20 protein-coding genes are annotated in these 26,387 nt (G+C 70.9%); 18 read left to right on the top strand and 2 right to left on the bottom strand.

The window, feature by feature from the left end; genetic code table 11:
- Nucleotides 1-208 precede the first annotated feature (208 nt).
- Genes EDD90_RS46055 through EDD90_RS46065 form a run of 3 tightly spaced genes read left to right on the top strand, consistent with a single transcriptional unit; the run spans nucleotide 209 to nucleotide 5,964 of the window.
- The gene (locus tag EDD90_RS46055; protein ID WP_123982323.1) at nucleotides 209-2,572 is read left to right on the top strand and encodes an alpha-L-fucosidase; all 2,364 of its coding nucleotides are present in this window, start codon (nucleotides 209-211) and stop codon (nucleotides 2,570-2,572) included.
- Nucleotides 2,565-4,412, top strand: a complete 1,848-nt coding sequence (locus EDD90_RS46060; protein ID WP_260328517.1) for a family 20 glycosylhydrolase — start codon at nucleotides 2,565-2,567, stop codon at nucleotides 4,410-4,412. The genes EDD90_RS46055 and EDD90_RS46060 overlap by 8 nt, the downstream gene beginning before the upstream one ends.
- Before the next feature lie 16 nt (nucleotides 4,413-4,428).
- The gene (locus EDD90_RS46065) at nucleotides 4,429-5,964 is read left to right on the top strand and encodes an alpha-L-fucosidase (RefSeq protein ID WP_123978985.1); all 1,536 of its coding nucleotides are present in this window, start codon (nucleotides 4,429-4,431) and stop codon (nucleotides 5,962-5,964) included.
- Here EDD90_RS46065 and EDD90_RS46070 read toward each other — a convergent pair.
- Nucleotides 5,953-6,987 carry a LacI family DNA-binding transcriptional regulator gene (locus EDD90_RS46070; RefSeq protein ID WP_123978986.1) on the bottom strand — a complete coding sequence of 345 codons (1,035 nt, stop codon included), beginning with the start codon at nucleotides 6,985-6,987 and terminating at the stop codon, nucleotides 5,953-5,955. The genes EDD90_RS46065 and EDD90_RS46070 overlap by 12 nt on opposite strands.
- A gap of 263 nt (nucleotides 6,988-7,250) precedes the next feature.
- Between EDD90_RS46070 and EDD90_RS46075 the strand changes: the two genes are divergently transcribed.
- From EDD90_RS46075 to EDD90_RS46105, 7 genes are all read left to right on the top strand, one after another.
- Nucleotides 7,251-8,543 carry an ABC transporter substrate-binding protein gene (locus tag EDD90_RS46075; RefSeq protein ID WP_123978987.1) on the top strand — a complete coding sequence of 431 codons (1,293 nt, stop codon included), beginning with the start codon at nucleotides 7,251-7,253 and terminating at the stop codon, nucleotides 8,541-8,543.
- 5 nt (nucleotides 8,544-8,548) lie between these two features.
- Nucleotides 8,549-9,436, top strand: coding sequence for a carbohydrate ABC transporter permease (locus tag EDD90_RS46080; RefSeq protein ID WP_123978988.1), 888 nt, complete (start codon nucleotides 8,549-8,551; stop codon nucleotides 9,434-9,436).
- Nucleotides 9,433-10,332: a carbohydrate ABC transporter permease gene (locus EDD90_RS46085; protein ID WP_123978989.1), complete on the top strand. Its 900-nt coding sequence runs from the start codon at nucleotides 9,433-9,435 to the stop codon at nucleotides 10,330-10,332. The genes EDD90_RS46080 and EDD90_RS46085 overlap by 4 nt, the downstream gene beginning before the upstream one ends.
- A 24-nt stretch (nucleotides 10,333-10,356) precedes the next feature.
- Nucleotides 10,357-11,607: a glycosyl hydrolase gene (locus EDD90_RS46090; RefSeq protein WP_123978990.1), complete on the top strand. Its 1,251-nt coding sequence runs from the start codon at nucleotides 10,357-10,359 to the stop codon at nucleotides 11,605-11,607.
- Nucleotides 11,604-13,604, top strand: coding sequence for an endo-beta-N-acetylglucosaminidase (locus tag EDD90_RS46095; protein ID WP_123978991.1), 2,001 nt, complete (start codon nucleotides 11,604-11,606; stop codon nucleotides 13,602-13,604). The genes EDD90_RS46090 and EDD90_RS46095 overlap by 4 nt, the downstream gene beginning before the upstream one ends.
- A 28-nt stretch (nucleotides 13,605-13,632) precedes the next feature.
- Nucleotides 13,633-16,650: a glycoside hydrolase family 38 C-terminal domain-containing protein gene (locus tag EDD90_RS46100; RefSeq protein WP_123978992.1), complete on the top strand. Its 3,018-nt coding sequence runs from the start codon at nucleotides 13,633-13,635 to the stop codon at nucleotides 16,648-16,650.
- 93 nt (nucleotides 16,651-16,743) lie between these two features.
- Nucleotides 16,744-17,211, top strand: a complete 468-nt coding sequence (locus tag EDD90_RS46105) for a DUF4231 domain-containing protein (RefSeq protein ID WP_123978993.1) — start codon at nucleotides 16,744-16,746, stop codon at nucleotides 17,209-17,211.
- A gap of 28 nt (nucleotides 17,212-17,239) precedes the next feature.
- On the opposite strand, the gene EDD90_RS46110 is transcribed toward EDD90_RS46105, so the two are convergent.
- On the bottom strand, nucleotides 17,240-17,947 hold the full coding sequence (locus EDD90_RS46110; RefSeq protein WP_123978994.1) for a FadR/GntR family transcriptional regulator: 708 nt from the start codon (nucleotides 17,945-17,947) through the stop codon (nucleotides 17,240-17,242).
- A 174-nt stretch (nucleotides 17,948-18,121) separates the two neighbouring features.
- Here EDD90_RS46110 and EDD90_RS46115 point away from each other — a divergent pair, with 174 nt between their 5' ends.
- From EDD90_RS46115 to EDD90_RS46150, 8 genes are all read left to right on the top strand, one after another.
- The gene (locus EDD90_RS46115; RefSeq protein WP_123978995.1) at nucleotides 18,122-19,192 is read left to right on the top strand and encodes a sugar ABC transporter substrate-binding protein; all 1,071 of its coding nucleotides are present in this window, start codon (nucleotides 18,122-18,124) and stop codon (nucleotides 19,190-19,192) included.
- A complete protein-coding gene (locus tag EDD90_RS46120; RefSeq protein ID WP_123978996.1) occupies nucleotides 19,189-20,703 on the top strand; it encodes a sugar ABC transporter ATP-binding protein in 1,515 nt (504 codons plus the stop codon). Before EDD90_RS46115 ends, EDD90_RS46120 begins: the two co-directional genes overlap by 4 nt.
- Nucleotides 20,696-21,721 (top strand): ABC transporter permease, encoded by a 1,026-nt coding sequence (locus EDD90_RS46125; protein WP_123978997.1) that lies wholly within the window; start codon nucleotides 20,696-20,698, stop codon nucleotides 21,719-21,721. The genes EDD90_RS46120 and EDD90_RS46125 overlap by 8 nt, the downstream gene beginning before the upstream one ends.
- Before the next feature lie 71 nt (nucleotides 21,722-21,792).
- The gene (locus EDD90_RS46130; protein WP_123978998.1) at nucleotides 21,793-23,142 is read left to right on the top strand and encodes an L-fuconate dehydratase; all 1,350 of its coding nucleotides are present in this window, start codon (nucleotides 21,793-21,795) and stop codon (nucleotides 23,140-23,142) included.
- Entirely contained in the window at nucleotides 23,139-23,894 is a 756-nt protein-coding gene (locus tag EDD90_RS46135; protein WP_123978999.1) for an SDR family NAD(P)-dependent oxidoreductase, read from the top strand. Before EDD90_RS46130 ends, EDD90_RS46135 begins: the two co-directional genes overlap by 4 nt.
- Nucleotides 23,891-24,877 (top strand): aldo/keto reductase, encoded by a 987-nt coding sequence (locus EDD90_RS46140; protein WP_123979000.1) that lies wholly within the window; start codon nucleotides 23,891-23,893, stop codon nucleotides 24,875-24,877. Before EDD90_RS46135 ends, EDD90_RS46140 begins: the two co-directional genes overlap by 4 nt.
- Nucleotides 24,874-25,188: an L-rhamnose mutarotase gene (locus EDD90_RS46145; protein WP_123979001.1), complete on the top strand. Its 315-nt coding sequence runs from the start codon at nucleotides 24,874-24,876 to the stop codon at nucleotides 25,186-25,188. Before EDD90_RS46140 ends, EDD90_RS46145 begins: the two co-directional genes overlap by 4 nt.
- Nucleotides 25,185-26,015, top strand: coding sequence for an amidohydrolase (locus EDD90_RS46150; protein ID WP_123979002.1), 831 nt, complete (start codon nucleotides 25,185-25,187; stop codon nucleotides 26,013-26,015). Before EDD90_RS46145 ends, EDD90_RS46150 begins: the two co-directional genes overlap by 4 nt.
- Nucleotides 26,016-26,387 lie beyond the last annotated feature (372 nt).

A 26,387-nucleotide genomic window follows, 5' to 3' on the forward strand; every position in this document is an offset into this window, starting at 1 on the left:
TCGGTACGAAAGGGCACTCTGCCCCGCCGTGTGCCCCCGCGTCGAGAGTGGCGGCCGAAGGGGCCGACACCGGGCCCGCCCTCGGCCTCGATGCTTTCCCTGCAGGTCATCCGATCACTGCCTCAACTCCCGCGCGTGCATGCCCCATTGACAGTCCCCTGGACCCGCTCAATCATCAGACATCCGATGAATGGAGCCGCGCATGAGCATGTCTCCTTTTCCGCGACGCCAGGTCCTGGGGGCAGCGGCCGGTGCCGCCGCAGCAGCAGCCCTGCCCCTCGCCGTGACGCCCGAGGCGCACGCCGCCGAGCCCACCGGCGCCGCGGCAGCTGACCAGGCCGCATCGCCATGGGTCCCCGTCCCCGCTCCGATCCCCGTACCGCTCGACTCCCTCTACGACAACGACGGCATCGACACCGCCGCCGCCCGGGGCGGCGACTTCGACGGCTCCGGCTACACCTTCCCGGGCGAGGAACTCCCGTCCGGCCGCGTCGAGGTGGACGGCGTCCCCTTCGACTTCCCCGCCGCGACGGCGGGCGCCAAGAACAACGTTGTCGCGCTCGGACAGCGCGTCGACCTGCCGCAAGGCAGCTACCTGTCCGCCGTCTTCCTCACCGCGGGCAGTTACGGCAACGCATCCGGCACCGCCACCGTCCACTACGCGGACGGCTCGACCACCACCGCCAATCTGAGCGGCGGCGACTGGTATGCGGTGGGCGGCCCGCTGGCCTCGCCGTACCGCTACCGGCCCGACGGCGGCAAGGACGAGCACAGTGTGGGGATCGGCACCTCGGAGGTGTGGATCGACCCGCAGCGCGAGGCCGTCGCCCTCACCCTGCCGGTGACCGGCCCGGCCGAGACCGGCACGACCGCCCTGCACGTCTTCGCGCTCTCCCTCCAGCCCGTCGCCCAGGGGCGGGCGCTGGCCCTGCGTGACGCCCGCTCCATCAGCTCCCTGCTGGCCGCCACCGGCGCCCAGAGCGTCGAGGCCACCGTAGTCAACGCGGGCACCGTCGCGATCCTGGCCGGCGACGCGGTGTCCGTCAGCGTCGACGTCCCTGGCGCCCGCACCGTGGGGCCCGCCCGCATCCGCCGCCTCGACCCCGGCGAACAGGCCCGGGTCCAGGTCGGCATCCGCAACCGCACCGGCACCGCACCCGGGACCGAGCAGGACGGCACGGTGACGGTCCGCGGCCGCGGCAGCCAGGTCGCCACCGGCAGACGCACGCTGACCCTCGGCACCGCCGACTACCAGCCCACCGAGGCCTCGTTGGCCGGCCACCGGGCGCCCTACTGGTTCAACGACGCCAAGTTCGGCATCTTCATCCACTGGGGCGTCTACTCGGTGCCCGCCTGGGCGCCGGTCGGGGTGCAGTACGCCGAGTGGTACTGGGACCAGATGCAGGACCCGAACAACCCCACGTACACCTACCACCGCGACACCTACGGCGAGGACTTCGCCTACGACGACTTCATCCCGCGCTTCACCGCCGAGAAGTTCGACCCCCGTGCCTGGGTGGAGCTCTTCCGGGACGCCGGCGCCCAGTACCACGTACTGACGTCCAAGCACCACGAGGGCTTCGCCCTGTGGGACACCAAGGTCTCCGACCGCAACGCGGTGAAACTCGGCCCGAAGCGGGACCTGGTCAGGGAACTGTTCGAGGCGTCCCGGCGCCACACTCCGGAACTCCACTGCGGCCTCTACTTCTCCATGCCCGAGTGGTTCAATCCCGACAACCCCTGGATGGGCCACGCCCCGCGCAACCCGTACACGCTGGAACCGCTGCCGTACACCGGGTACACCGCCGGCAAGGACTATGTGAAGGACTTCCAGGCCCCGCAGATGCTCGAACTGATCCACGGCTACGACCCGGAGATCATCTGGTGCGACATCGGAGGCGCGAACGACAGCGTCCACGTCCTCGCCGAGTACTTCAACCACGCGAAGAACCGCGCCCGTCCGGTGGACGTGACCGTCAACGACCGTTCGGGCATCGGCTTCCACGACTACACCACGCCCGAGTACACGACGTACGCCGACACCGTGGTCGCCAAGTGGGAGGCCAGCCGGGGCCTCGACCCGCGCAGCTACGGCTACAACCGGGCGACCCCGGACGACGCCTACATGACGACCGAGGAGGTCGTGCACAGCCTGGTCGACATCGTCTCCAAGAACGGCAACTTCCTCCTCGACATCGGCCCGCGCGCCGACGGCACCATCCCGGAGATCATGCAGACCCGGCTGCGCGAGACGGGCGCCTGGCTCGCGGCCAACGGCGAGGCGATCCACGGCACGACCTACTGGTCGCGCATGGCCGGACTCGGCGATGACCTGAGGTTCACGGTCCGCCCGGACGAGGCCTTCTACATCCACTCCCTGACCCGGCCGGGCGCCAAGTTCACCGTCGAGGCGCCGGTACCCGTCCGCAGCGGCGACAAGGTGACCATGCTCGGCCATGACCGGCCGCTGACCTGGACCTTCAGCAAGGGCGCGCTGGTGGTCGACGTGCCCGAGGCGGCCCGAAGGGCGGGACAGCATGTGTGGGTGTTCAAGGTGGCATGGCGTGGCTGACGTCCTACGAAAGGGACTGTTGCGGCTGCTCGGGGTCGTGGCGGTGCTGACGCTGCTGACGGCACCGACCCCGGCGGTCGCACAGGAACCGCAGCGGACACCGGTCACCGTGCCGGCCCTCTCCGACTGGACGCCGGAACAGGGGAGTTACGCATTCGGCGCCGGGACGCGTCTGGTCGCCTCCGGCGCGGCCGCGCGCAGGGTCGCCGACACCCTCGCCGACGATCTCCGCTCGGCCGGGCATGGCACGGTTCCGGTCGTCACGGGCGCCTCCCACCCCGGCGACATCGTTGTTCAGGTCCGCCCGTCGGCCGATGCCGCGCAGGGCCCCGAGGGATACGAACTCCGGTCCGGCGAGTGGCTGTCGGTGACCGGCGCCACCGAGACCGGCGCCTTCTACGGCACCCGCACCCTCCTCCAACTCCTCGCCCAGGGCGACCGAGTCCCGGCCGGGCGCACGGTCGACGTGCCGCGCTACCGCGAGCGGGGCGTCGGCGTCTGCGCCTGCTACATCCACATCTCCCTGCCCTGGCTGGAGAACCTCGTCCGCGAGATGGCGTACCACAAGCTCAACCAGCTACTCCTGGAGCTGAAGGTGAAGAGCGAAGCCCATCCCGAGGCGAACACCTGGGGCTACTACACCAAGGACGAGATACGCCGGCTGGTCGCCCTCGGCGACCGCTACCACGTCGAGATCATCCCCGAGATCAACTCCCCGGGCCATATGGACCCCTGGATCGAGAACCGCCCCGACCTGCAACTGACGGACTCCGACGGCAACAAGCAGCCCGCCAGGCTCGACGTCACCCAGCAGGCGGCCTTCGACTACTACACGAGCCTGATGGACGAGTACGCCCAGGTCTTCACCGCCAAGTCCTGGCACATGGGCGCCGACGAGTACATGCTCGGCTCGGACTTCGTCAAGTACCCGCAGATGTTGAAGTACGCGCAGGAGAAGTACGGCCCCGGTGCCACCCCGCAGGACGCGTACGTCGACTTCATCAACCGTGTCCAGGCCCACGCGGCGAGCAAGGGCCGCCGGCTGCGCATCTGGAACGACGGCCTCACCGGCGCCAACACCGTCCCCGTGACGGCCGGGACGACGGTGGAGCACTGGCTGAACGTTGCCGTGAAGCCGAGCCGGCTCATCACCCAGGGGTATGACGTGATGAACGCCTCGTACTCCCTCTATCTCGTCCGGGGCGGCTTCCACAGCGACACCGAGGCGCTCTACGACCAGAGTTGGGACCCCCGATCCTTCGAGGGCGAGAGACTCACCTCCTCCGCCGGCATCACCGGCGCGAAGATCAGCCTCTGGCCCGACAACGGCCGCGGCGAGACCGAGAACGAGGTCGCGGCCGAACTCTGGCCCGCCCTGCGCCACATCGCCCAGGCGACCTGGGGCGACCCGCATCCCGACGCCACGTACGCGGAGTTCACGGCGCGCGGCGCAGCGGTCGGACACGCGCCCGGCCGACGGGACCTGACCCGGGTTCCGGTGCCGGACGGGACGTACACCTTCCGCGCGGACGGAGCGTCGTACAGGGTGGCCGTGCAGCGCACGGCGGACGGCTACGCGACCCTGCGCGGCACGGACGGCTGTCTGGAGATACGCGGCGGCAAGCTCACGCTCAACGTCCCGCTGCAGCCCGGCGTCGAGGCGACCTGGGAGCCCTGTGACGGCGCGAACACCCTGCAGCGCTGGGAGTTGGAGCCCGCGGCCGGCGGCTACCACCTGATCAACGCGATCACCCGCATGGCGGTGACCGTGACGGACGACGGCCGGCCGGTCCAGTACCCGCCCGACCAGCGTACCCCCGCCCTCTGGCACCTTTCCTGACCCGAGGAGCACCCGCATGGATCTCTCAAGACGTGTCTTCGTCACCTCGGCCGCCGTCGTGGCGGTGACGGCCGGCCTTCCGGCCCTCCCCGCCACCGCCGCGGACACAGATCTCTCCCGTATCCCCGTGGGCTCCGGCGACACCCCGGCCGACCTGGTCCGCAAGGCCTCCCGAGTACGCCCCACCGTACGGCAGATCGCCTGGCAACGGCTGGAGCGCACCGCCTTCCTGCACTTCGGCGTCAACACCTTCACCGGCCTGGAGTGGGGCACCGGCGACGAGGACCCGAACGTCTTCCAGCCGACCGGCCTCGACACCGACCAGTGGGCACAGGCCCTCCGCGACGGCGGCTTCCGGCTCGCCATCCTCACGGTCAAACACCACGACGGCTTCGTCCTCTACCCGTCCCGGTACACCGACCACACGGTGGCATCGAGCAGTTGGCAGAGCGGCCACGGCGATGTCCTGCGCTCCTTCGCGGACTCGATGCGGCGACACGGCCTGAAGGTCGGCGTCTACATCTCCCCGGCCGACGAGAACCAGTACCTGCACGGCGTGTACGCCAACGGCAGCGCCCGCACCACACACACGATCCCGACCCTCACCGAGGGCGACGGCCGCACCCCCGGCCGCCTCTTCGCCCTCGACGCCACCGACTACGGCGCCCATATGCTCAACACCCTCTACGAGGTGCTCACCGAATACGGCCCGGTCGACGAGGTGTGGTTCGACGGTGCCCAGGGCCACATCCCGCCGGACAAGGTGGAGAACTACGACTGGGACAGCTGGTACACGCTGGTGCGCACGCTCGCCCCGGACGCGTCCATAGCCGTCACCGGCCCGGACGTGCGCTGGGTCGGCAACGAGGGCGGCCTTGCACGCGAGGACGAGTGGAGTGTCATCCCGGTCAAGGAGAACCAGTACGGCCGCACCGACTGGGCCCTCTCCTACGACACCGCCGACGAGGGCAGCCGGGCCGCACTGGTCGTGGCGCAGCCCAGGACCGACTACCTCCAGTGGTGGCCGGCCGAGTGCGATGTGTCCATCCGGGACGGCTGGTTCTACCACGCCGACCAACAGCCCAAATCCGTGGACGAGTTGACGGAGATCTACTTCGGATCGGTCGGCCGCAACGCCGTGCTGCTGCTCAACGTCCCGCCGGACACCGACGGTCTGCTGCACGCCACGGACGTGGTCCGGCTGCGGGAGTTCCGGGAGCGGGTGGACCGGGAACTGCCCGAGGACTTCACCTCGGGTGCGCGGAAGACGGTGACATCGGGCGGTGTGACGGTCGACCTGGGCCAGGAGCGGGAGGTCGACCGGGTCCGGCTCGCGGAGGACATCCGGTACGGGCAGCAGGCGGAGGGTGTCGTGGTCGAGGCGTACTCGGCCGGTGCGTGGGCCGAGGTGGTCACGGCCGGCACGGTGGGGGCGAGCAGGATCCTGCGGCTGGCGGAGCCGGTGATGGCCCGGAGGTGGCGAGTGCGGGTGACGGCGGCCCGGGGGGCCGTACGGATCTCGGAGTTCGGGCTGTACCGGTCACGAGGCTGACCGCGACGGCGCGTCGCGGTCGGCGGCGGGTGCCGTGCTGCCCCGTACGGTCAGCCGGGGCACCGGCACCCGCACGGCCCGCGCCGAGCCGCCGTCCAGCAGGGCCGTCAGCTCCCGTGCCGCCGTGCGGCCGAACTCCGCACTGTCCCGGGAGAGCGCCGACAGCCAGGGCTTGACCATCCGGCACAGGGCCGAGTCCTCCCAGGAGACGACGGAGACGTCGTCCGGTACGGAGTAGCCGAGTTCGGCCGCCGCGGCGACCCCGGCCACCGCCATCACGTCGTTGTCGTAGATCAGGGCCGTCGGAGGCGGGGCCGCGCGCAGCACACGGCGGGTGACGGCCGCGCCCTCGGCGTCGGAGTAGTCGGTGGTGACGGAGCGGACCTCGGACAGGCCGCGCCGGTCGGCCTCGGCGCGCAGGGTGCGGACCCGGCGCTGGGTGTGGGCGAGGCCCGGCAGGCCCGCGATGTGCACGATCCGGCGGTGGCCCAGGGCCGTGAGCTCGTCGACCACCGACGCCATCGCGGCCGCGTCGTCCGCCCACACCGTCGACAGCTCGGGGTGGCGTTCGTCGGGGGCGCCGCCGATCACCACGGCGGGCAGGCCGAGTTCGTCGAGGAGGCCGGGGCGGGGGTCGTCGGCGCGCGGGTCCACCATCAGGATGCCGTCGACGCGGTGCTCCGCCCACCAGCGGCGGTAGACCGCGCACTCGTCGGCCACGTCCTCGGCCATCTGGAAGAGCAGACCGAGATGGCGCTCGGCCAGTACCTCCTGGATACCGGAGACCAGTTGGAGGAAGAAGGAGTCCACGCCCAGGGAGTGCGCGGGGCGGGCGAGGACGAAGCCGACCGTGGCAGCCCCCTCGCCCGACAGCGCACGGGCCGCCGTGCTCGGCCGCCAGCCGAGCTGCTCGGCGACCCGGTGGACCCGGGCCCTGGTCGTCTCGGAGACGCCGGGGCGGCCGTTGAGCGCGAAGGAGACCGCGCTCTCGGAGACTCCGGCCCGGCGTGCGATGTCCTTCATCGTCGGCCGGCGCGCGGGTGAGCGTTTCTCCGCCAAGACACTGCCTCACTCGGTTCGGGGCGTGATCCGCTAATGCGCTTGAGCAGAAACAGCCTAAAGCGCATTAGCGATCGGCCGCAATACCTCGCAAGCATCTTGCTGAGCAGGAGCTTTGTGCCACTAATGACTTTAGCTGAGCCGAATCCATTGACTTGTCGTGGAAACGGCGTGCAAGGTCTGGCGCGGCACCTTCGGTCAACCCCACCGCAAAGGAGTCACGGACCATGCACATCTCCCGCAGAGTCTTCGCCCTCGCCGCTGCCGCCCTGCTCGCTCTGCCGCTGAGCGCCTGCGGTTCCGGGGAGGACGGCGGCGGATCCACCGACGCCTCGGGCAAGGTCGAGGGCGACATCACCTTCCAGACCTGGAACCTGCGCGCGAACTTCAAGCCGTACTTCGACGGCCTGATCTCGGACTTCGAGAAGAAGTACCCGGACACCCATGTGAAGTGGATCGACCAGCCGGCCGAGGGCTACGCCGACAAGATCAGCGCCGACGCGGCCGGCGGCACGCTGCCCGACGTCGTCAACGTCTCCCCGGACCTCGTCGCCCCGCTCGCCAGGGCGGGCCTCGCCCTCGACCTCGACAAGGCGGCGGCGAAGTACAGGTCCGAGTACCTGGACGGGGCTTGGGCCAGCCACCGGATACCGGGGATGAGCGGGACGTACGCCTTCCCCTGGTACCTGAACACCGGGCCGCTCTTCTACAACAAGTCCCTGTTCAAGGAGGCCGGGCTCGACCCCGCCCAGCCGCCGAAGACATACGACGACCTCTTCGCCGACGCCCTGAAGATGGCGAAGCAGAGCGGCGGCAAGGTCGCCACCCTCGCCAACGTCCCCACCATCGAGGACTTCGGCCGCTACGGCGTCGAGCTGATGAACAAGGAAGGCACCGGGTTCGCCTTCAACGACGCCAAGGGGGTCGAACTGCTCACCAGGTACCAGGAGTTGTACGACGCCAAGGCACTCGACCCACAGGCGCTGACCGCGACCCCGGAGTCCTCCGGCAAGAAGTTCCTCACCGAGGCCGTCGCCATGAACCCCGGCAGCGCCCTCGACCTCGACAACTTCAAGAAGCAGGCGCCGAACCTGTACAAGAACATCGGCATCACCGACCAGATCACCAGCACCGGGCACGTCAACATGTACGTGATGGGCGTGATGGTCAACACCAAGACCAGGCACACCCCGGCCGCCGTCGCCTTCGCGCACTTCGTGACCGACGCGCAGAACCAGATGTCCTTCGCCAAGCAGGTCGCCATCTTCCCGAGCACCGCCGGCTCCCTCGACGACCCGTACTTCACCGAGGAGGACGGCACCGACGAGACCCGGGTCCGGATCGCCGCCGCCAAGTCCCTGCAGAACGCGGTCAACTACACGCCCGTGCTGTTCAGCGACCAGATGAAGACCGCGCTGCGCAACGAGGTCGCCAAGGCGTTGCTGGGCAAGGAGAGCCCCAAGGCGGCCCTCGACAACGCTGTCAAGGCCTGCGACCAGCTCCTGCAGCAGCAGGGGTGACACGGATGGCCGGTGTGTCGCGAGTGCGGCGTCAACTGCCCACCAGTCCGTGGTTGTTCGCTGCCCCCGGGCTGCTGGTCGTCGGCGCCTTCGTGCTCTATCCGTTCGTCTCGACGGTGGTCAATTCGTTTACTGACCGCCGCACCCTGATCCCCGGCCGGTTCGTCGGCCTCGCCAACTTCCGTGAGCTGATCCACGACGACATGTTCTGGACCGGTCTGCGCAACAGCACGCTGTACATCGTGGGCGTGGTGCCCGCCCTCGTCGTCCTGCCGTTGCTGCTCGCCCTGCTGGTGCAGAAGAACATCCCCGGCATCACCTTCTTCCGGTCCGCCTTCTACACGCCGGTCGTCGCCTCGATCGTCGTGGTCGGGCTCATCTGGGTCTGGCTGCTCGACGAACGCGGACTGGTCAACTCCCTGCTGGAGACCGTCGGGATCGGACGGATCGGTTTCCTCAGCGACCAGTGGCTGCTCCTGCTGAGCGCGATGGCCGTCACGGTCTGGAAGGGCCTCGGCTACTACATGATCATTTACCTGGCCGCACTCGCCAATGTCCCGCGCGAACTGCACGAGGCCGCCGCCGTGGACGGCGCGGGAGCGGTGCGCCGCTTCCTCACCGTCACCGTGCCCGCCGTACGCTCGACGATGGTGCTGGTCGCCGCGCTCTCCTCGGTCGCCGCCTTCAAGGTGTTCTCCGAGGTGTACCTGATGGCGGGCCCGAGCGGCGGCCCGGCCGGCGAGGACACCACCCTCGTCATGCTCGTCCAGCGCACCGGCACCGGACTGACCGGCCGGGTCGGCTACGCCTCGGCGCTCTCCGTCGTCGTCTTCGTCGTCACCGTCGTGCTGATGCTCCTCGTGCTGCGCGCCGACCGGAGGGAGCGCACATGACCGTCACCGAGGAGCGGGTCCAGGCCGTGCCCCGGGCCAAGGATGCACGCGTCACCGACGAGCACGGGCGCCGGATCCGGATCGGCGAACTGCTCTGGCGGTACACCCTGTTGCTGCTCGTCCTCGCCCTCACCGTCGGCCCGTTCCTGTGGCAGCTGTCCACGTCCCTCAAGGGCCCCACCGAGGACATCTTCAGCTCACCGCCGAGCTTCCTGCCCGAACATCCCACCCTGCACAACTACCAGCGGGTCGCCGACACCATCCCCGTCTGGGACTACGCCCTCAACTCGCTGAAGGTCGCGAGCGCGAGCGTGGTGACCAACTGCGTCGGCTCGGCACTCGCCGGATACGCCCTCGCCCGGCTGCGCTACCGGGGCCGCCGGATCGCCACCCTGGTCTTCATCCTCGCGATGCTGGTACCGGTGGAGGGCATCATCATCGCCCAGTTCACCACCATGCGGGAGCTCGGCCTCAACAACACCCTGATCGGGGTCGTGCTGCCCGGTTCCGTCGGCGCCATGAACGTGCTGCTGATGCGCAACGCCTTCCTCAACCTGCCCTACGAGATCGAGGAGGCGGCCTACGTCGACGGCGCCGACGTCTGGCAGCGGTTCCTGCGGATCGCCCTGCCGTCGGTCAAGGGCACGGTCGCCGTTGTCGCGATCTTCGCCTTCATGGGCGCCTGGGACGACTTCCTGTGGCCGCTGATCGTGCTCAGCGATCCCTCCAGGTTCACGCTCACCATAGGCCTCAACTATCTGCACGGCACCTTCGCCAACGACGAGCGCCTCGTCGCCGCCGGCACCGTGATCGCGGTGGCCCCGCTCATCGCCCTGTTCGCCTGCCTCCAGCGGTACTTCTTCCGCGGGGTCGGCGAAGGCGCCGTCAAAGGCTGACCACCGTTCCCGCAAGGAGACCGCATGCCTCCTGCCGCGCCGCGCTTCGGCGTCAACTACACCCCCAGCGAAGGGTGGTTCCATCACTGGCTCGACTTCGACCTGGACTCGGTACGGGCCGACCTGGACTCGATCGCCGCGCTCGGCCTGGACCACATCCGGGTCTTCCCGCTGTGGCCCTACTTCCAGCCCGACCGCACCCTGATCCGCCCACGCGCCGTCGAGCAGCTGGCCGCCCTCGCCGACGCGGCGGCGGAGCGCGGCCTGGACGTCAACGTCGACGGCCTGCAGGGGCACCTGAGCAGCTTCGACTTCCTGCCCGCCTGGACCCGGACCTGGCACCGGCGCAACCTCTTCACCGACCCGGACGTGGTCGACGCGGAGGCCGCCTATCTGCGCACCCTCGCCGCCGCCCTCGCGGACCGGCCCAACTTCATCGGGATGACCATCGGCAACGAGGTCAACCAGTTCGCCGCCGGCCCTCATCCGGACCCGGACCGGATCACCGAGGAGGACGCGGAGCGCTGGCTGGTACGGCTGCTGGCCGCCTGCGCCGAGGGCGCGCCGGCCGGGCTCCACCTGCATGCCTGCTACGACGCCGCCTGGTACCAGGACGACCAGCCCTTCACCCCCGCCCACTCGGCCCGCCTCGGCGACGTCACCGCCGTGCACTCCTGGGTGTTCAACGGCACCGCCCAGCGGCACGGCCGTACCGCCCTCCAGACCGAGCAGCACGCCGCGTACCTAGTGGAGTTGAGCAAGGCCTGGGCCCATCGGCAGCACCGGCCCGTCTGGTTGCAGGAGGTCGGCGCGCCCGCCCCGCTGATCCCGGCCGAGCACGCCGCCGCCTTCGCCGAGGCCACGATCACCGCCGTACTGGACTGCCCCGACCTCTGGGGGGTCACCTGGTGGTGCTCCCACGACGTCAGCCGAGGCCTGGCCGACTTCCCCGAACTCGAATACGGGCTGGGCCTGTTGACCAACGACCGCAAGCCCAAGGACATCGCGCGCGTCCTCGCGGCGGCCGAGCCCAGCACGGCACCTGAGCGCGGTACGGCCCTCGTCGTGCCCTCGGCCCCGGCCTCGCGCTCCCAATGCGCCCCCGGCGGGCCGGTCTTCGACGCCTACTTCCGGCTCGTCGCGGACGGCGTCCGCCCCACCACCGTCCTCGACACGCGCGCGGCCGACCAGGACCATCTGACCGCACGCGGCATCACCGAAGTCGTCACTCCCGATCAGGTACTCCCCACCCCACAAGGAGGCACCCGCTCGTGAACCCCAGCAGACGCACCGTCCTGATCGCCGCCACCGCGGCGGCGTTCCTGCCCGCCCCGGCCCGCGCCGCCGTCCCGAAGGCCGCGGCGGCCGCCACCGCACCGTACGCCTCGTACTGGTACCCGGACTCGTTCCCCTCCGGCAGCCCGGGCACCGGCATCACCTGGCGCAGTCTGAAGAGCTGGACGGCCGCCGGTGACACCGACCTCGCCTTCAACGCGGCCTCCGTACCGCTCGCCGCCCGCTTCACCCCGACTCCGGCCAACACCACCGCCCGCTCCGGGCAGGCCCGCGTCCAGGCACTGGTGTCGTTCGGCCCCACTTCCAGCAACCCCTCCCAGGGCGCGGCCACCGCCGACTACTACGCGCTCACCCACTGGGCCTACCTCGACGAACTGGTCTTCTGGGGCGGCTCGGCCGGCGAGGGCCTGATCCTCGCCCCGAACGCGCCGATCGTCGACGCGGCCCACCGGCACGGCGTGCCCGTCCTCGGCAACATCTTCCTGCCGCCCACCGCGTACGGAGGCCAGCTGCAGTGGACCCGCGACCTGGTCCAGACGGACTCCACCGGGCACCATCCGCTCGCCGCCCAGCTCGTCGCCGTGGCCGCCGCCTACGGCTTCGACGGCTGGTTCGTGAACGCCGAGACCGGCGGCGGCAACACCGTCCTCGGCACCGCCATGCTCGGTTTCGTCAAGGAGCTCAAGTCCCTCGCCGCGGCCCGAGGACAACGGGTGACCTGGTACGACGCGATGACCGTGAACGGCACGGTCAGCTGGCAGGGCGCACTGAACAGCCAGAACCAGGCCTTCTTCCAAGCCGCCGACGACATGTTCGTGGACTTCCGGTGGAGCGCCTCGACGCTCGCCTCGTCGGGCACCAAGGCGGTCCAACTCGGCCGCAGCAGATACGAGTTGTGGGCCGGTGTCGACGTCGAGTCCAACGGGTCCAACACCTCCGTGAACTGGGACGCGATCGTGCCCAGTGGCTCGGCGCACGTCACGTCGATCGGCTTCTACCGGCCCGAGTGGACCCGCAACCACCTCCCCGCGAGCCGCACCCCCGGCGACTTCCACGCCGCCGACGACCGGTTCTGGACCGGGCGGTCACTGGACCCGTCCGGGCCGGACAGCACGGACCCGTGGCGGGCACCGGCGGTGTCGGTGGCGGACCGGTCGACGGTCACGGCGGTGCCGTTCGCGAGCGTCTTCAACACCGGGCACGGGCTGCGCTGGTACGAGGACGGCCAGGTCACCTCGGACACCGCCTGGAACCACCTCGGCCTGCAGGACCGGTTGCCGTCCCGGCGATGGGCGGTCCGGACGGACGGCACCCGCCCCACCGTGACCTTCGACTTCGCCGACGCCTGGCGGGGCGGCAGCAGCGTGCTGGTGGCCGGTGATCCGGGCCGGCCCGTGGTGCTGGACCTGTATGAGACCCGGCTGCCGATCGGCGACCAGACGGTTGTCGAGCTGACGTACCGGACCGACGCCGGGAGCGTGGACGTCGAGCTCGCCGTCGCCACCGCCGAGCCGGGCAGCGCCGGTGCGGCACCGCCGTACACCTATCTGCCGGTGGACCACGGCGACGGCTGGTCGACCGCGACCGTCCCGCTCACCGGACTCTCCGGCACGATCCACGCCCTCGGTGTCCGGCTCACGGCGAGTGACGGGCCCGTCCAGTGGCGGCTCGGCGGCATCGCCGTCCGGGACGCGGTGAGCACCCCCGCCGCGCCCGTCGGCCCGCAGGTCACCGCGGCCACCGGCGGCGACCTGCGCCTCGCCTGGGACGCGGCTCCCGGCGCGGTGCGGCACTACACGCTGCACCGGCTGCTCCCCGACGGCACCCGGCGCTTCCTCGGCGCCACCGGGCAGCGCGCCTACTTCCTGACCGGGCTCCAACCGGAGCAGGGTGAGGACACCGCACGGTTCGAAGTACGTGCCGTAGGGGAGCTGTACACCTCGTCGGACCCCGTGACCGTCACGCACACCTGGTAACCGGTAACGATCAAACGGAGCACCCCACATGCATGACGACCGCAGCCTGATCGAAGCCCGCCTCAAGCGCGTCCTCGACGAGCGCATCCGCCCCGCCGTGTATCCCGAGTCCGTGCCGCTCGACGTCGCCGTGTGGCACGCGCCCGGTGAGCCCGTGCCGGTCGCCGAGGGACTCGCGGCCGAGCCCGAGCCGATCGCGGTGGGCGCCCGGTGGGGTGCTCCGTGGGGCACCAGCTGGTTCCGGGTGACCGGGACCGTCCCCGAGGAGTGGGCCGGGCGGACCGTGGAGGCACTGCTCGACCTCGGGTTCGACGAGAACATGCCCGGCTTCCAGTGCGAGGGACTGGTCTACCGGCCCGACGGCACTCCCGTGAAGGGCCTCAACCCGCGCAACCAGTGGGTCCGCGTCGGCGCCCCGGTGGAGGGCGGCGAGGAGGTGCGGCTGCACATCGAGGCCGCCTCCAACCCCGTCATCCTCGACTACCACCCCTTCCGGCCCACCTCGCTCGGCGACAAGGACACCGCCGGGCAGGAACCGCAGTACACGCTCACCCGGATGGACCTGGCCGTCCTCGACGAGACCGTGTGGCAGCTGGTGATCGACCTGGAGGTGCTCGGCGAGCTGATGGCCGAGCTGCCGGCGGACGCGGCGCGCCGGTACGAGATCCTGCGCGCGGTCGAGCGGGCCCTGGACGCGATCGACCTCCAAGACGTCAACAGCACGGCGGTGCGGGCCCGTTCATGCCTCGCGGACGTCCTTGCCGTCCCCGCCGCTCCCTCCGCGCACCGCATCAGCGCGGTCGGGCACGCGCACATCGACTCGGCGTGGCTGTGGCCGCTGCGCGAGACGGTCCGCAAGGTCGCCCGCACCACCGCCAACATGACCGCGCTCATCGAGGACGAGCCCGACTTCGTGTTCGCCATGTCCCAGGCGCAGCAGTGGGCCTGGGTGAAGGAGCACCGGCCCGAGGTGTGGGCGCGGGTGAAGAAGGCGGTCGCGGAGGGGCGGTTCGTGCCGGCCGGCGGGATGTGGGTGGAGTCGGACACCAACATGCCGGGCTCGGAGGCGATGGCCCGTCAGTTCGTCCACGGGAAGCGGTTCTTCCTGGACGAGTTCGGCATCGAGAACGACGAGGCCTGGCTGCCCGACACCTTCGGCTTCGCCGCCGGGCTCCCGCAGATCATCAGGGCGGCGGGCTCGACACGGCTGCTCACCCAGAAGATCTCCTGGTCCCAGACGAACAGGTTCCCGCACCACACCTTCTGGTGGGAGGGCATCGACGGCACCCGGATCTTCACCCACTTCCCGCCCGTCGACACCTACAACTGCTCCATGAAGGGCAGCGAACTCGCCCACGCGGCCCGCAACTTCAAGGACAAGGGTCGGGCCCGGCACTCCCTCGCGCCCACCGGCTGGGGTGACGGAGGCGGTGGCACGACCCGTGAGATGGTCGCCAAGGCGGCCCGGGTGCGCGACCTGGAGGGCTCGCCGACGGTCGTCTGGGAGATCCCGGAGGAGTTCTTCGACAAGGCGGAGGCCGAATACCCCGATCCGCCCGTCTGGGTCGGCGAGCTGTACCTCGAACTCCACCGTGCCACCCTCACCAGCCAGGCGAAGACCAAACAGGGCAACCGGCGCAGCGAACACCTCCTGAGGGAGGCCGAGCTGTGGGCGGCGACGGCTGCCGTGCGCGCCGGATTCCCCTACCCCTATGAGCAGTTGGACCGGATCTGGAAGACGGTCCTGCTCCACCAGTTCCATGACATCCTGCCGGGCTCGTCGATCGCCTGGGTGCACCGGGAGGCGCGGGCCACGTACCAGCGGATCGCCGCCGAACTCGACGGGATCATCGACGCGGCCCAGCGCGCACTGGCGGGCGAGGGCGACCGGCCGCTGCTGTTCAACGCGGCGCCGCACAGCCGGAACGGCGTGCCCGCCGGGGGTGCGGGGGAGGAGCGGTCACCGGAAGGGGCGACGGTGTCGGAGCGGCCCGAGGGCGGGTACGTCCTCGACAACGGCCTCCTGCGCATCGGGATCGACGCCCGGGGCCTTGTCGTGTCCGTTTTCGACCCGGCCGCCGACCGCGAGACCATCGCCCCCGGCACGGCCGGCAACCTGCTCCAGCTGCACCCGGACTTCCCCAACATGTGGGACGCCTGGGACGTCGACGCCTTCTACCGCAACGCGGTCACCGACCTCACGGACACCGACGGACTGGCCCCCGGCGAGGACGGCCGGTCCGTCCGGATCGTACGGTCCTTCGGCTCCTCCCGGGTCACCCAGGTGCTGTCCCTGCCGCCGGGGGAACGCCGGCTGCTGATCGACACGGAGGTCGACTGGCACGAGACGGAGAAGTTCCTCAAGCTGGCCTTCCCCCTGGACCTGCACGCCGAACGGTACGCGTCCGAGACCCAGTTCGGTCACTTCCACCGCCCGACCCACACCAACACCTCCTGGGAGGCGGCGAAGTTCGAGGCCTGCAACCACCGCTTCGTCCAACTGGGGGAACCGGGCTGGGGCGTGGCGGTGGTCAACGACTCCACGTACGGCCACGACGTGACCCGCAGTGTCCGGACCGACGGCGACCGGGGGACGACGACCACCGTGCGGGTCTCGCTGCTGAGGGCCCCGCGTTTCCCGGACCCCGAGACCGACCAGGGCATCCACCGCTTCCGGCACGCGCTGGTAGCGGGTGCCGGCATCGGCGACGCGGTACGCGAGGGCTGGCGGATCAACCTGCCCGAGCGGCGGGTCACCGGCGCCCACGAGGTCGCCCCACTGGTGACGGTCGACGACGACGCGGTCGTGGTCACGGCGGTGAAGCTGGCCGACGACGGCAGCGGGGACCTCGTGGTCCGGTTCCACGAGGCCCACGGCGGCCGGGCACGAGCCACCCTCACGGCGGGCTTCGCGGTCGCGGACGTCACGGTGACCGACCTCCTGGAGCGGCCGACGGACACCCCGGCGCCGGACCGGGCGGGCGACGCGGTGTCGCTGCGCCTGCGGCCGTTCGAGCTGGTGACCCTTCGGTTCCGGCGGGCCTGAGACGGCGGAGCGCACGTCCGGCCGACCGGGTCCGCCGGGCGTGCGCTCCGAACCCGCTTCCACCCGCGCCGTCCGGCCCGCGATGATGTGGCGATGACACGGAGAACCGTCGCCGACGAGTCCTGGGCCGCCGAGCCGGATCCCCTGCTGGCCCTCGCCCGACGGGAGTTGGGGTTCTACGCGAGGACCTGTGCCCGGGCCCGGCGGCTGCACTACGGCACCGAGGTCGGTGCGCTCGGCACCACGTCGGTGACGGTGGTGGCCGCCGGACTGCACGCACCGGCCTGGCTGACCGCGCTGATCGCGGGCGGTGCCGTCTTCTTCACGGGGCTGCGGCAGCTGTTCGCCCCGGGGGCGCGCTGGGTGCTGGCCGCCCAGGCCCGGGAGACGCTGCGCCGCGCCGTCAACCGGTATCTGCTCGTGCCCGAGCCGGACCGTGACGGGGCGGCCCGCCAGGCCCTCCGGTCGGTGATCGAGGAGGTCGGCGACAACGAGCTGCGCGAGTGGTCCGAGAGCCAGGGGCACAGGCCGGACCCGCCCGTACCCGCGGCCGGGGGCTGAACCGGCGCGCCGGTTCAGCCCCCGGCGCTCACGTCTGTCCGCCCAGCTGGGTCCGCAGCCACTGTTCCACCTCACCCACATGCGCGGCCGCCGCGGCCCTCGCCGCCTCCGGGTCCCGGGCGACGAGGGCCCGGTGGATGGCGGCGTGCTCGCGGCGCGTCCGTGCGAACGCCCCCTCCTCCTCGTACCCCCGCCACACCCGGGCCCGGAACGTCCGCGAGGACAGCCCCTCCAGGATCGCGGCCATCGTGTCGTTGCCCGCTGCGCCCGCGATCACCCGGTGGAACGCGAGATCGTGCGCGAGGATCTCCTCGGGATCGTCCGTCGCGTTCATGGCCGTCAGGTGCTTCTCCACCTCCGCCAGCTGGTCGGCCGTGATCCGCGCCGCGGCCAGCGCCGTCGCCGTCGACTCCAGGACCCGCCGTACCTCCAGCAGCTCCACCAGCCGCGGCCCGCGTGACAGATCGGCGACCACACCGAACGTCTCCAGCAGGTCACCCGCCTCCAGTTGGGTGACGTAGATACCGGAGCCGTGGCGGGCCTCCAGCACGCCCAGGACCGTCAGCGCGCGGATCGCCTCGCGCATGGAGCTGCGGGAGATGCCCAGCTGGACGGCGAGATCCCGTTCCGTCGGCAGCCGCTGGCCCGGCTCCAGCCGGCCCTCCGCGATCATCGCCTTGATCTGCTCGATGGCGCGCTGCGTCACCGTGCCCTTCTGCGGGGCCGTCTCGTCCACACCGTTCCTCCTGTCGCCCGTGAGCCGCAGTCTAATCAGCAAGGTGGTCGGACCACTACGGCTCATTCGACGGTTCTTCGACGGAAAATTGCGGTCCGCAGGGTGTTGAAGGCGTCGAGTGGTCTGATAAGTATGCCGTCATCTGCTCGAACACGCTCGATGAGGAGCTGCCAGATGCCCGGCAGAACACTGAGGAAGCGGAACAGGTCCCGGATCATCGGCGCGACGGCCCTGGCCGTCGGTGCCTCGCTCATGCTGGCCGCGTGCGGCAGCACCAAGGACACCGGCAGCGGCAGCGCGGGGGGCGGCGGCACCGGCAAGGTCGGGGTGGTCCTGCCCCTGCTGACCTCGCCGTTCTGGCAGTCGTACAACGACTACGTGCCCAAGATGGCGAAGTCCGAGGGTGTCGACGCGCTGAAGACGGTCAACTCCAACAGCGACCCCTCGCAGCAGATCACCGACATCAACAACGAGCTCAACCAGGGCGTGAAGGGCCTCGTCGTCGCGCCCCTGGACAGCGCCGCCATCGAGGCGGGCCTCGACCAGGCCGAACGCAAGGGCGTGCCGGTGGTCGCCGTCGACGTGGCCCCCGACAAGGGCAAGGTAGCCATGGTCGTACGCGCCGACAACGTCGCCTACGGCGAGAAGGCCTGCGATTACCTCGGCCAGCACGTCACCAGCGGCAAGGTCGTGCAGATCATGGGCGACCTCGCCTCGGTCAACGGCCGCGACCGCTCGGAGGCGTTCCGCTCCTGCGTGAAGAAGAAGTACCCGAAGCTCAAGGTCCTGGAGATCCCCGCCAAGTGGGAGTCCGACACCGCCGCCTCCCAGCTGGGCACCCTGCTCAACGCCAACCCCGACATCAAGGGCATCTACATGCAGGCCGGCGGTGTCTACCTCGCCCCGACCCTGCAGACCCTGAAGTCCAAGGGCATGCTCAAGACCGCCGGGCAGAGCGGGCACATAGTGATCGTCTCCAACGACGGCATCCCGCAGGAGTTCGACGCCATCCGCAAGGGCGAGATCGACGCGACCGTCTCCCAGCCCGCCGACGCCTACGCCAAGTACGGCATGTACTACATCAAGGCGGCGATGGAGGGGAAGACGTTCAAGCCGGGTCCGACCGACCACGACTCCACGATCGTCAAGCTGTCCAGCGGGATCCTGGAGGACCAGCTGCCCGCGCCCCTGGTCACCAAGGACAACGTGGACGACCCGAAGCTGTGGGGCAACACGGTCAAATGATCACGCCACTTGTTGAGGCCCGGGACGTCGTCAAGCGGTACGGCCCCACCGTCGCCCTCGCCGACGGCCGGCTCACCGTCCTGCCCGGCGAGTCCCACGCCCTCGTCGGCCGTAACGGCGCCGGCAAGTCCACCCTGGTCAACGTCCTCACCGGCCTCCAGGCCCCGGACGAGGGCACGGTCCGCTTCGACGGCGAACCCGCGCCCCCGCTCGCCGACCGGGACGCCTGGCGGCGCAAGGTCGCCTGCGTCTATCAAAAACCCACGGTCGTACCGGAGTTGACGGTCGCCGAGAACCTGTTCATCAACCGGCAGCCGCTGCAACGGGGGTTCATCAGCTGGCGGCGACTCCACAAGGAGGCCGCCGCGCTGCTCGACACCTGGGACGTGCACGTCGACCCCGAGGCGCGCACCGCCGACCTCAAGGTCGAGGACCGCCAGATGGTCGAGATCGCCCGCGCGTTGAGCTTCGGCGCCCGGTTCATCGTCCTCGACGAGCCGACCGCCCAGCTCGACAACCGGGAGATCGAGCGGCTGTTCAGCCGGATCCGGGCCCTCCAGGGCTCGGGTGTGACCTTCCTGTTCATCTCGCACCACCTCCAGGAGGTCTACGAGGTCTGCCAGACCGTCACCGTGCTCCGCGACGCCCGCTGGATCACCACCGCCCCCGTCGCCGACCTGCCCAGGCCCGCCCTGGTGGAGGCGATGGCGGGGGAGGCCGTCACCGGGAGCGCCCAGCAGGCGCGGGACGCGGTTCCCGGGGACGCGCCCGTCGTCCTCGACGTACAGGGGCTGAGTTCCGAGTCGTACGACCACATCGACCTCACCGTCCGCGGCGGCGAGGTGGTCGGGCTCGCCGGCACCAGCGGCAGCGGCAAGATCGAACTCGCCGAGACCGTCGCGGGGTTGCGCACCCCGACCGGCGGTACGGCCCGAGTACAGGAGAAACCGCTCCCGTTCGGCGATGTACGGGCCGTGCTGAAAGCCGGCGTCGGCTTCGTGCCCCGTGACCGGCACGACCAGGGGCTGGTCTCCGGCATGAGCATCGGCGACAACGCCACCATGACCGTGCTCGACCGGCTCGGCCGCCGCGGGTTCGTCGGCACCGACCGCAAGCGCCGCTTCGCCACCGGGCTGATCGAACGCCTCGACATCCACGCCGAGGGCCCCGAGCAGCCCGTCTCCGACCTGTCCGGCGGCAACGCGCAGAAGGTCGTCATGGCCCGCGCCCTGGCCTCCGACCCCCGGCTCCTGGTCCTGGTCAACCCCACCGCGGGCGTCGACGTGAAGTCCAAGGAGTCCCTGCTGGCCCGTGTGGACAGCGCCCGCGAGGACGGCACCGCCGTACTGGTCGTCTCCGACGAACTCGACGACCTGCGCCGCTGCGACCGCGTCCTCGTCCTCTTCCACGGCCGGATCGTCGCCGAACACCCGGCCGGCTGGCACGACCACGAGCTGATCGCCTCCATAGAAGGAGTGGACTCCATGCCCGAAGGAGTGGACCATGGCTGAGACCAAGGCCCCGCCGATCACCCCGGTGCGCTCCCCGGACACGCGCGCGGCCCGTACCGTCATTCTCCGCCGGGCCCGTGAACTCGCCCTCGTCCCGGCCCTGTTGCTGCTGATGGTGCTCGGTGCGGTGGTCAACGACTCCTTCCTCACCGAGCGCAACCTGATCTCCATCCTCGGCGCCTCCGCCGCCCTCGCGATGGTGGTGCTCGCCGAGTCGCTGGTGCTGATCACCGGCAAGTTCGACCTCTCCCTGGAGTCGGTCGTCGGTATCGCGCCCGCCGTCGGCGCCCTCCTCGTGCTGCCGTCGGCCGAATCCGGCTGGGGCACCGGGTTCCCCGCCGCCCTCGCGATGGTGGCGATCCTCGTCGTCGGCGGGGCGGTCGGTGCCTTCAACGGCATCCTGGTCGTCAAGTTCAAGCTCAACGCGTTCATCGTGACGCTGGCGATGCTGATCGTGCTGCGCGGTGTGCTGGTCGGCGCGACCAAGGGCAAGACCCTGTTCGGGATGCCCGACAGCTTCTTCACCCTGGCCACCACCACCTTCCTCAACGTCCCCCTCTCGGTGTGGCTCGCGGCGGTCTCCTTCGCGGTCGCCGGACTGGTGCTGAAGTACCACCGCGTCGGGCGCGCCCTGTACGCCATCGGCGGCAACGCCGACGCGGCCCGCGCCGCCGGCATCCGCGTGGACCGCGTGATGCTCGGGGTGTTCGTCGTGGCAGGCGTTCTCGCCTCGGTCGGCGGGATCATGCAGACCGGTTACGTGGGTGCGATCAGCGCCAACCAGGGCAACAACATGATCTTCACGGTGTTCGCGGCGGCGGTGATCGGCGGCATCAGCCTGGACGGCGGCAAGGGCACCATGTTCGGCGCCCTGACCGGCGTACTCCTTCTGGGTGTCGTACAGAACCTGCTCACCCTGGCGCAGGTGCCGTCGTTCTGGATCCAGGCCATCTACGGCGGCATCATCCTCGTCGCCCTCATGATCGCCCGTGTCACCACGGGAAGGGCGCAGGACTGACCGACGGCGGCACGCCGGCCGCCGACGCGAGCCACCCGCGTCCCGCACTCCCCCCGACGGAAAGGCAATCCGTGTCCCCGAGCCCCGGCCCCTCGTACCGCGTCTCCGCGCTCGAGACCTACGACATCCGCTTCCCCACCTCGCGCGAGCTCGACGGCTCCGACGCGATGAACCCGGACCCCGACTACTCGGCCGCCTATGTCGTGCTGCGCACCGACGCGGGCGACGGACACGAGGGGCACGGGTTCACGTTCACCATCGGGCGGGGCAACGACGTCCAGGTCGCCGCGATCGACGCGCTGCGGACCCACGTGCTCGGCCGACCGGTGGACGAGATCTGCGACGACCCCGGATCCCTCTACCGGGACCTGATCGGCGACAGCCAGCTGCGCTGGCTCGGCCCCGAGAAGGGCGTGATGCACATGGCGATCGGCGCGGTGATCAACGCCGTCTGGGATCTCGCCGCCCGCCGCGCCGGAAAGCCGCTGTGGCAGCTGCTCGCCGACGCCGAGCCCGAGTGGATCGTCCGTCAGATCGACTTCCGCTACCTCACCGACGCCCTCACCCCCGAGGAGGCCCTCGCCCTCCTGCGCCGGGGCCGCGAAGGCGCGGACGAGCGCCGGGCCCGCCTCCTGGAGCGCGGCTTCCCCGCCTACACCACCTCCGCCGGCTGGCTCGGCTACGACGACGAGAAGCTCACCCGGCTCGCCGCAGAGGCGGTCGCCGGCGGCTTCGGGCAGATCAAGCTGAAGGTCGGCGCCGACCTGGACGACGACATCCGGCGCTGCCGGGTCGCCCGCTCGGTCGTCGGCCCGGACATCCGGATGGCCATCGACGCCAACCAGCGCTGGGACGTCGACGAGGCGATCCGCTGGACCAGGGCCCTCGCCGAGTTCGACCCGTACTGGATCGAGGAGCCCACCAGCCCCGACGACATCCTCGGGCACGCGGCGATCCGCCGCGCGGTCGCCCCGGTCAAGGTCGCCACCGGCGAACACGTCCAGAACCGGATCGTCTTCAAGCAGCTGCTCCAGGCCGGCGCCCTCGACATCGTCCAGATCGACGCGGCCCGGGTCGGCGGCGTCAACGAGAACCTCGCCATCCTGCTGCTCGCCGCCAAGTTCGGCGTCCCGGTCTGCCCGCACGCCGGCGGGGTCGGCCTGTGCGAACTCGTTCAGCACCTCTCGATGTTCGACTACCTCGCGGTCGCCGGCACCACCGACGACCGGGTCATCGAGTACGTCGACCATCTGCACGACCACTTCCTCGACCCGGTGGTGATCAGGGAAGGTCACTACACGGCACCCACCGCACCGGGCTTCTCGGCCGCCATGCGACCGGAGGCCGTCGCGGAGTACACCTATCCGGGCGGCACCTTCTGGGCCGCCGACGCGGAAACGCAGAAGGGACAGGCGGCATGACCGACTTCGAGGGTCTCAAGGCCCTGGTCACCGGCGGGGCCTCCGGGATCGGCCGGGCCACGGCCGAACTCCTCGCCGAGCGCGGCGCCCAGGTGGCCGTCCTCGACCTCGACCCGTCCTCCGTCGAGAAACCCCTCCTCGGCTTCCGGGCCGACGTCACCGACGACGCCTCCGTGCGTACGGCCGTGGAGAGCGCGGTCGAGGCGCTCGGCGGCCTCGACGTCCTCGTCAACAACGCGGGCATCGGCGCCCAGGGTACGGTCGAGGACAACGACGACGACGAATGGCACCGCGTCTACGACGTCAACGTCCTCGGCATGGTCCGCGCCACCCGCGCCGCCCTCCCGCACCTGCGCCGCTCGGAGCACGCGGCCATCGTCAACACCTGCTCCATCGCCGCCACCGCCGGACTGCCCCAACGCGCCCTGTACAGCGCCACCAAGGGCGCGGTGTACTCCCTCACCCTGGCCATGGCCGCCGACCACGTCCGCGAGGGCGTCCGGGTCAACTGCGTCAACCCCGGCACGGTGGACACCCCGTGGATCGGCCGCCTCCTCGGCAAGGCCGCCGACCCGGTCGCCGAACGCGCCGCCCTGGAGGCCCGCCAGCCCACCGGCCGCCTGGTCTCCGCCCCCGAAGTCGCCCTCGCCATCGCCTACTTGGCGAGCCCGCTGTCCGGCGCCACCACCGGCACCTCCCTTGCGGTCGACGGCGGCACGCAGGGCCTGCGACTGCGTCCGGTGGGACAGTGAGCGGCCTCGGCCGCAGCGGCGTCCAGGTCAGCCCGCTGGGCCTCGGCGCCGCCGTGATCGGCAACCTGTACACCGAACTCCCCGACCAGCAGGCGCACGACACCGTCACCGCCGCCTGGCAGCAGGGCATCCGCTACTTCGACACCGCCCCGCACTACGGCCTCGGCCTGTCCGAACGGCGGCTGGGCGAGGCGCTGCGGGAGTACGACCGGACCGCCTACACCCTGTCCACCAAAGTGGGCCGGCGTCTGGAGCCGGGGCCCGGCGACGGCGACGACCTCGCCAACGGCTTCGCCGTGCCCGACACCCTCCGTCGCGTCTGGGACTTCACCGACGAGGGCATCCGCCGCACCCTGGAGGCGAGCCTGGCGCGGCTCGGTCTCGACCGGGTCGACGTCGTCTACCTCCACGACCCCGACGACCACGCCGAACAGGCCTTCCGCGAGGGCTACCCGGCCCTGGAGAAGCTCCGCGCGGAGGGTGTCGTGGGCGCGATCGGCGCCGGCATGAACCAGACCGCGATGCTCACCCGTTTCGTCCGCGACACCGACATCGACGTGGTGCTGTGCGCGGGGCGTTACACCCTCCTCGACCAGAGCGCACTCGCCGACCTGCTCCCGGCCGCGGAGGAGCGCGGTACCTCGGTGGTGATCGGCGGCGCCTTCAACTCCGGTCTGCTGGCCGACCCGAAGCCGGACGCCACCTACAACTACGCCCAGGCGCCTGACGAGTTGCTCGCCCGGGCCCTGCGGCTCAAGGAGCTCGCCGAACAGCACGGCACCACCCTCCGGGCCGCCGCCCTCGCCTTCTGCGCCGCCCACCCGGCCGTGGCGAGCGTCCTGGTCGGTGCCCGCTCGGCGGCCGAGATCGAGGACGGCGCACGGCAGTTCGGCACGCATGTACCCGCCGCCTTCTGGCAGGAGCTGCGTGCCACCGGACTCCTGCCCGCCGACGCCCCCGTCCCCACGGAGGAGCCGTCATGAGAGTCGCCCTGCACACCAAGGTCCGCGCGGAACGCATCGCCGAGTACGAGGCCGCCCACCGCGAGGTGCCCGCCGAACTCACCGCCGCCATCCGGGCCGCCGGCGCCACCTCCTGGACCATCTGGCGCAGCGGCACCGACCTCTTCCATCTCCTGGACTGCGCGGACTACGGCCACCTCCTCGCCGAACTGGAGAAGCTCCCGGTCAACCTGGCCTGGCAGGCCCGGATGGCCGAGCTTCTCGACGTCGTCCACGACTACTCCGAAGCAGGCGCGCAGGCCGGCCTGCCCGTCGTATGGGAGCTGCCATGACCGTCGACGCCCACCACCACGTCTGGGACCTCTCCGTACGGGACCAGGACTGGATCGCCGGACCCGAACTCCAGCCGCTCAGAAGGAACTTCACCGTCGAGGACCTCGACCCCGAGGCGCGGGCGGCCGGCGTCACCCGCACGGTCCTCGTCCAGACGGTCACCGCGCCCGAGGAGACCCCCGAGTTCCTGGCCCTCGCCGACGCCCACGACCTGGTCGCGGCGGTCGTCGGCTGGACCGACCTGACCCGCCCGGACATCGCCGACGAACTCGCCCGCCTCCGCGAACTCCCGGGCGGTTCCTACCTGAAGGGCATCCGCCACCAGGTCCAGGGCGAGCCGGACCCGGAATGGCTGCTGCGCCCGGACGTACACCGGGGCCTGGCGGCGATCGCCGACGCGGGGCTCGTCTACGACCTGGTCGTCCAGCCCCACCAGCTCCCGGCCGCCGTCAAGGCGGCGGAGTCCCACCCCCGCCTCACCTTCGTCCTGGACCACCTGGGCAAGCCCCCCATCGCCTCCCGCGCCCTCGACCCCTGGGCCACCGCCGTGCGTACCCTCGCCGCCCTCCCCAACACCGTGTGCAAGCTCTCCGGCATGGTCACGGAGGCCGAACCCGCCTCCTGGACGGTGGACGACCTCCGCCCTTACGCCGACATGGTCCTGGACGCCTTCGGCCCGCAGCGCCTGATGTTCGGCTCGGACTGGCCGGTGTGCACGCTGGCCGGGACCTACGCCGAAGTCTTCGACGCCGCCGCCCGGTTGGTGACCCCGGCCGACCGGACTCACGTCTTCGAGACCACCGCCACCCGGGTCTACGGCCTCTGAGGCACCCGCCGCCGGCAGGCGCCGCGCGTCACGCCGTACTCCCGTGTGAAGCCGCGCCGAAGGCGAAGAACCCCGAGCGGCACCCGACGCGGTGCGCCACGGTCGTGAGCGGAGCGTCCGAGGCGCAGAGCAGCCGTGTGGCCCTGTTCAGCCGCCACCAGGTCGGACAGGCCAGCGGCGGGCGGCCGACCGCAGCGCCGGATACCGGCCGAGGCCGGCCGGCAGATGCACGATCTCCGGGAGCTCGCTCAGCAACGGATGCAGTTGGTCCGGTCCACCCCGGTGTCCTCGTCCCGTCCCAGGCCTTCCCCGCCGAAGACTTCCTCAGCAGCCTGGCCCCCTACGGAGTCCGCTGGAGCGTCGAAGACCCCG

The sequence above is a fragment of the Streptomyces sp. Ag109_O5-1 genome (genome assembly GCF_003814875.1).
GTDB classification, from domain to species: Bacteria; Actinomycetota; Actinomycetes; order Streptomycetales; family Streptomycetaceae; genus Streptomyces; species Streptomyces sasae.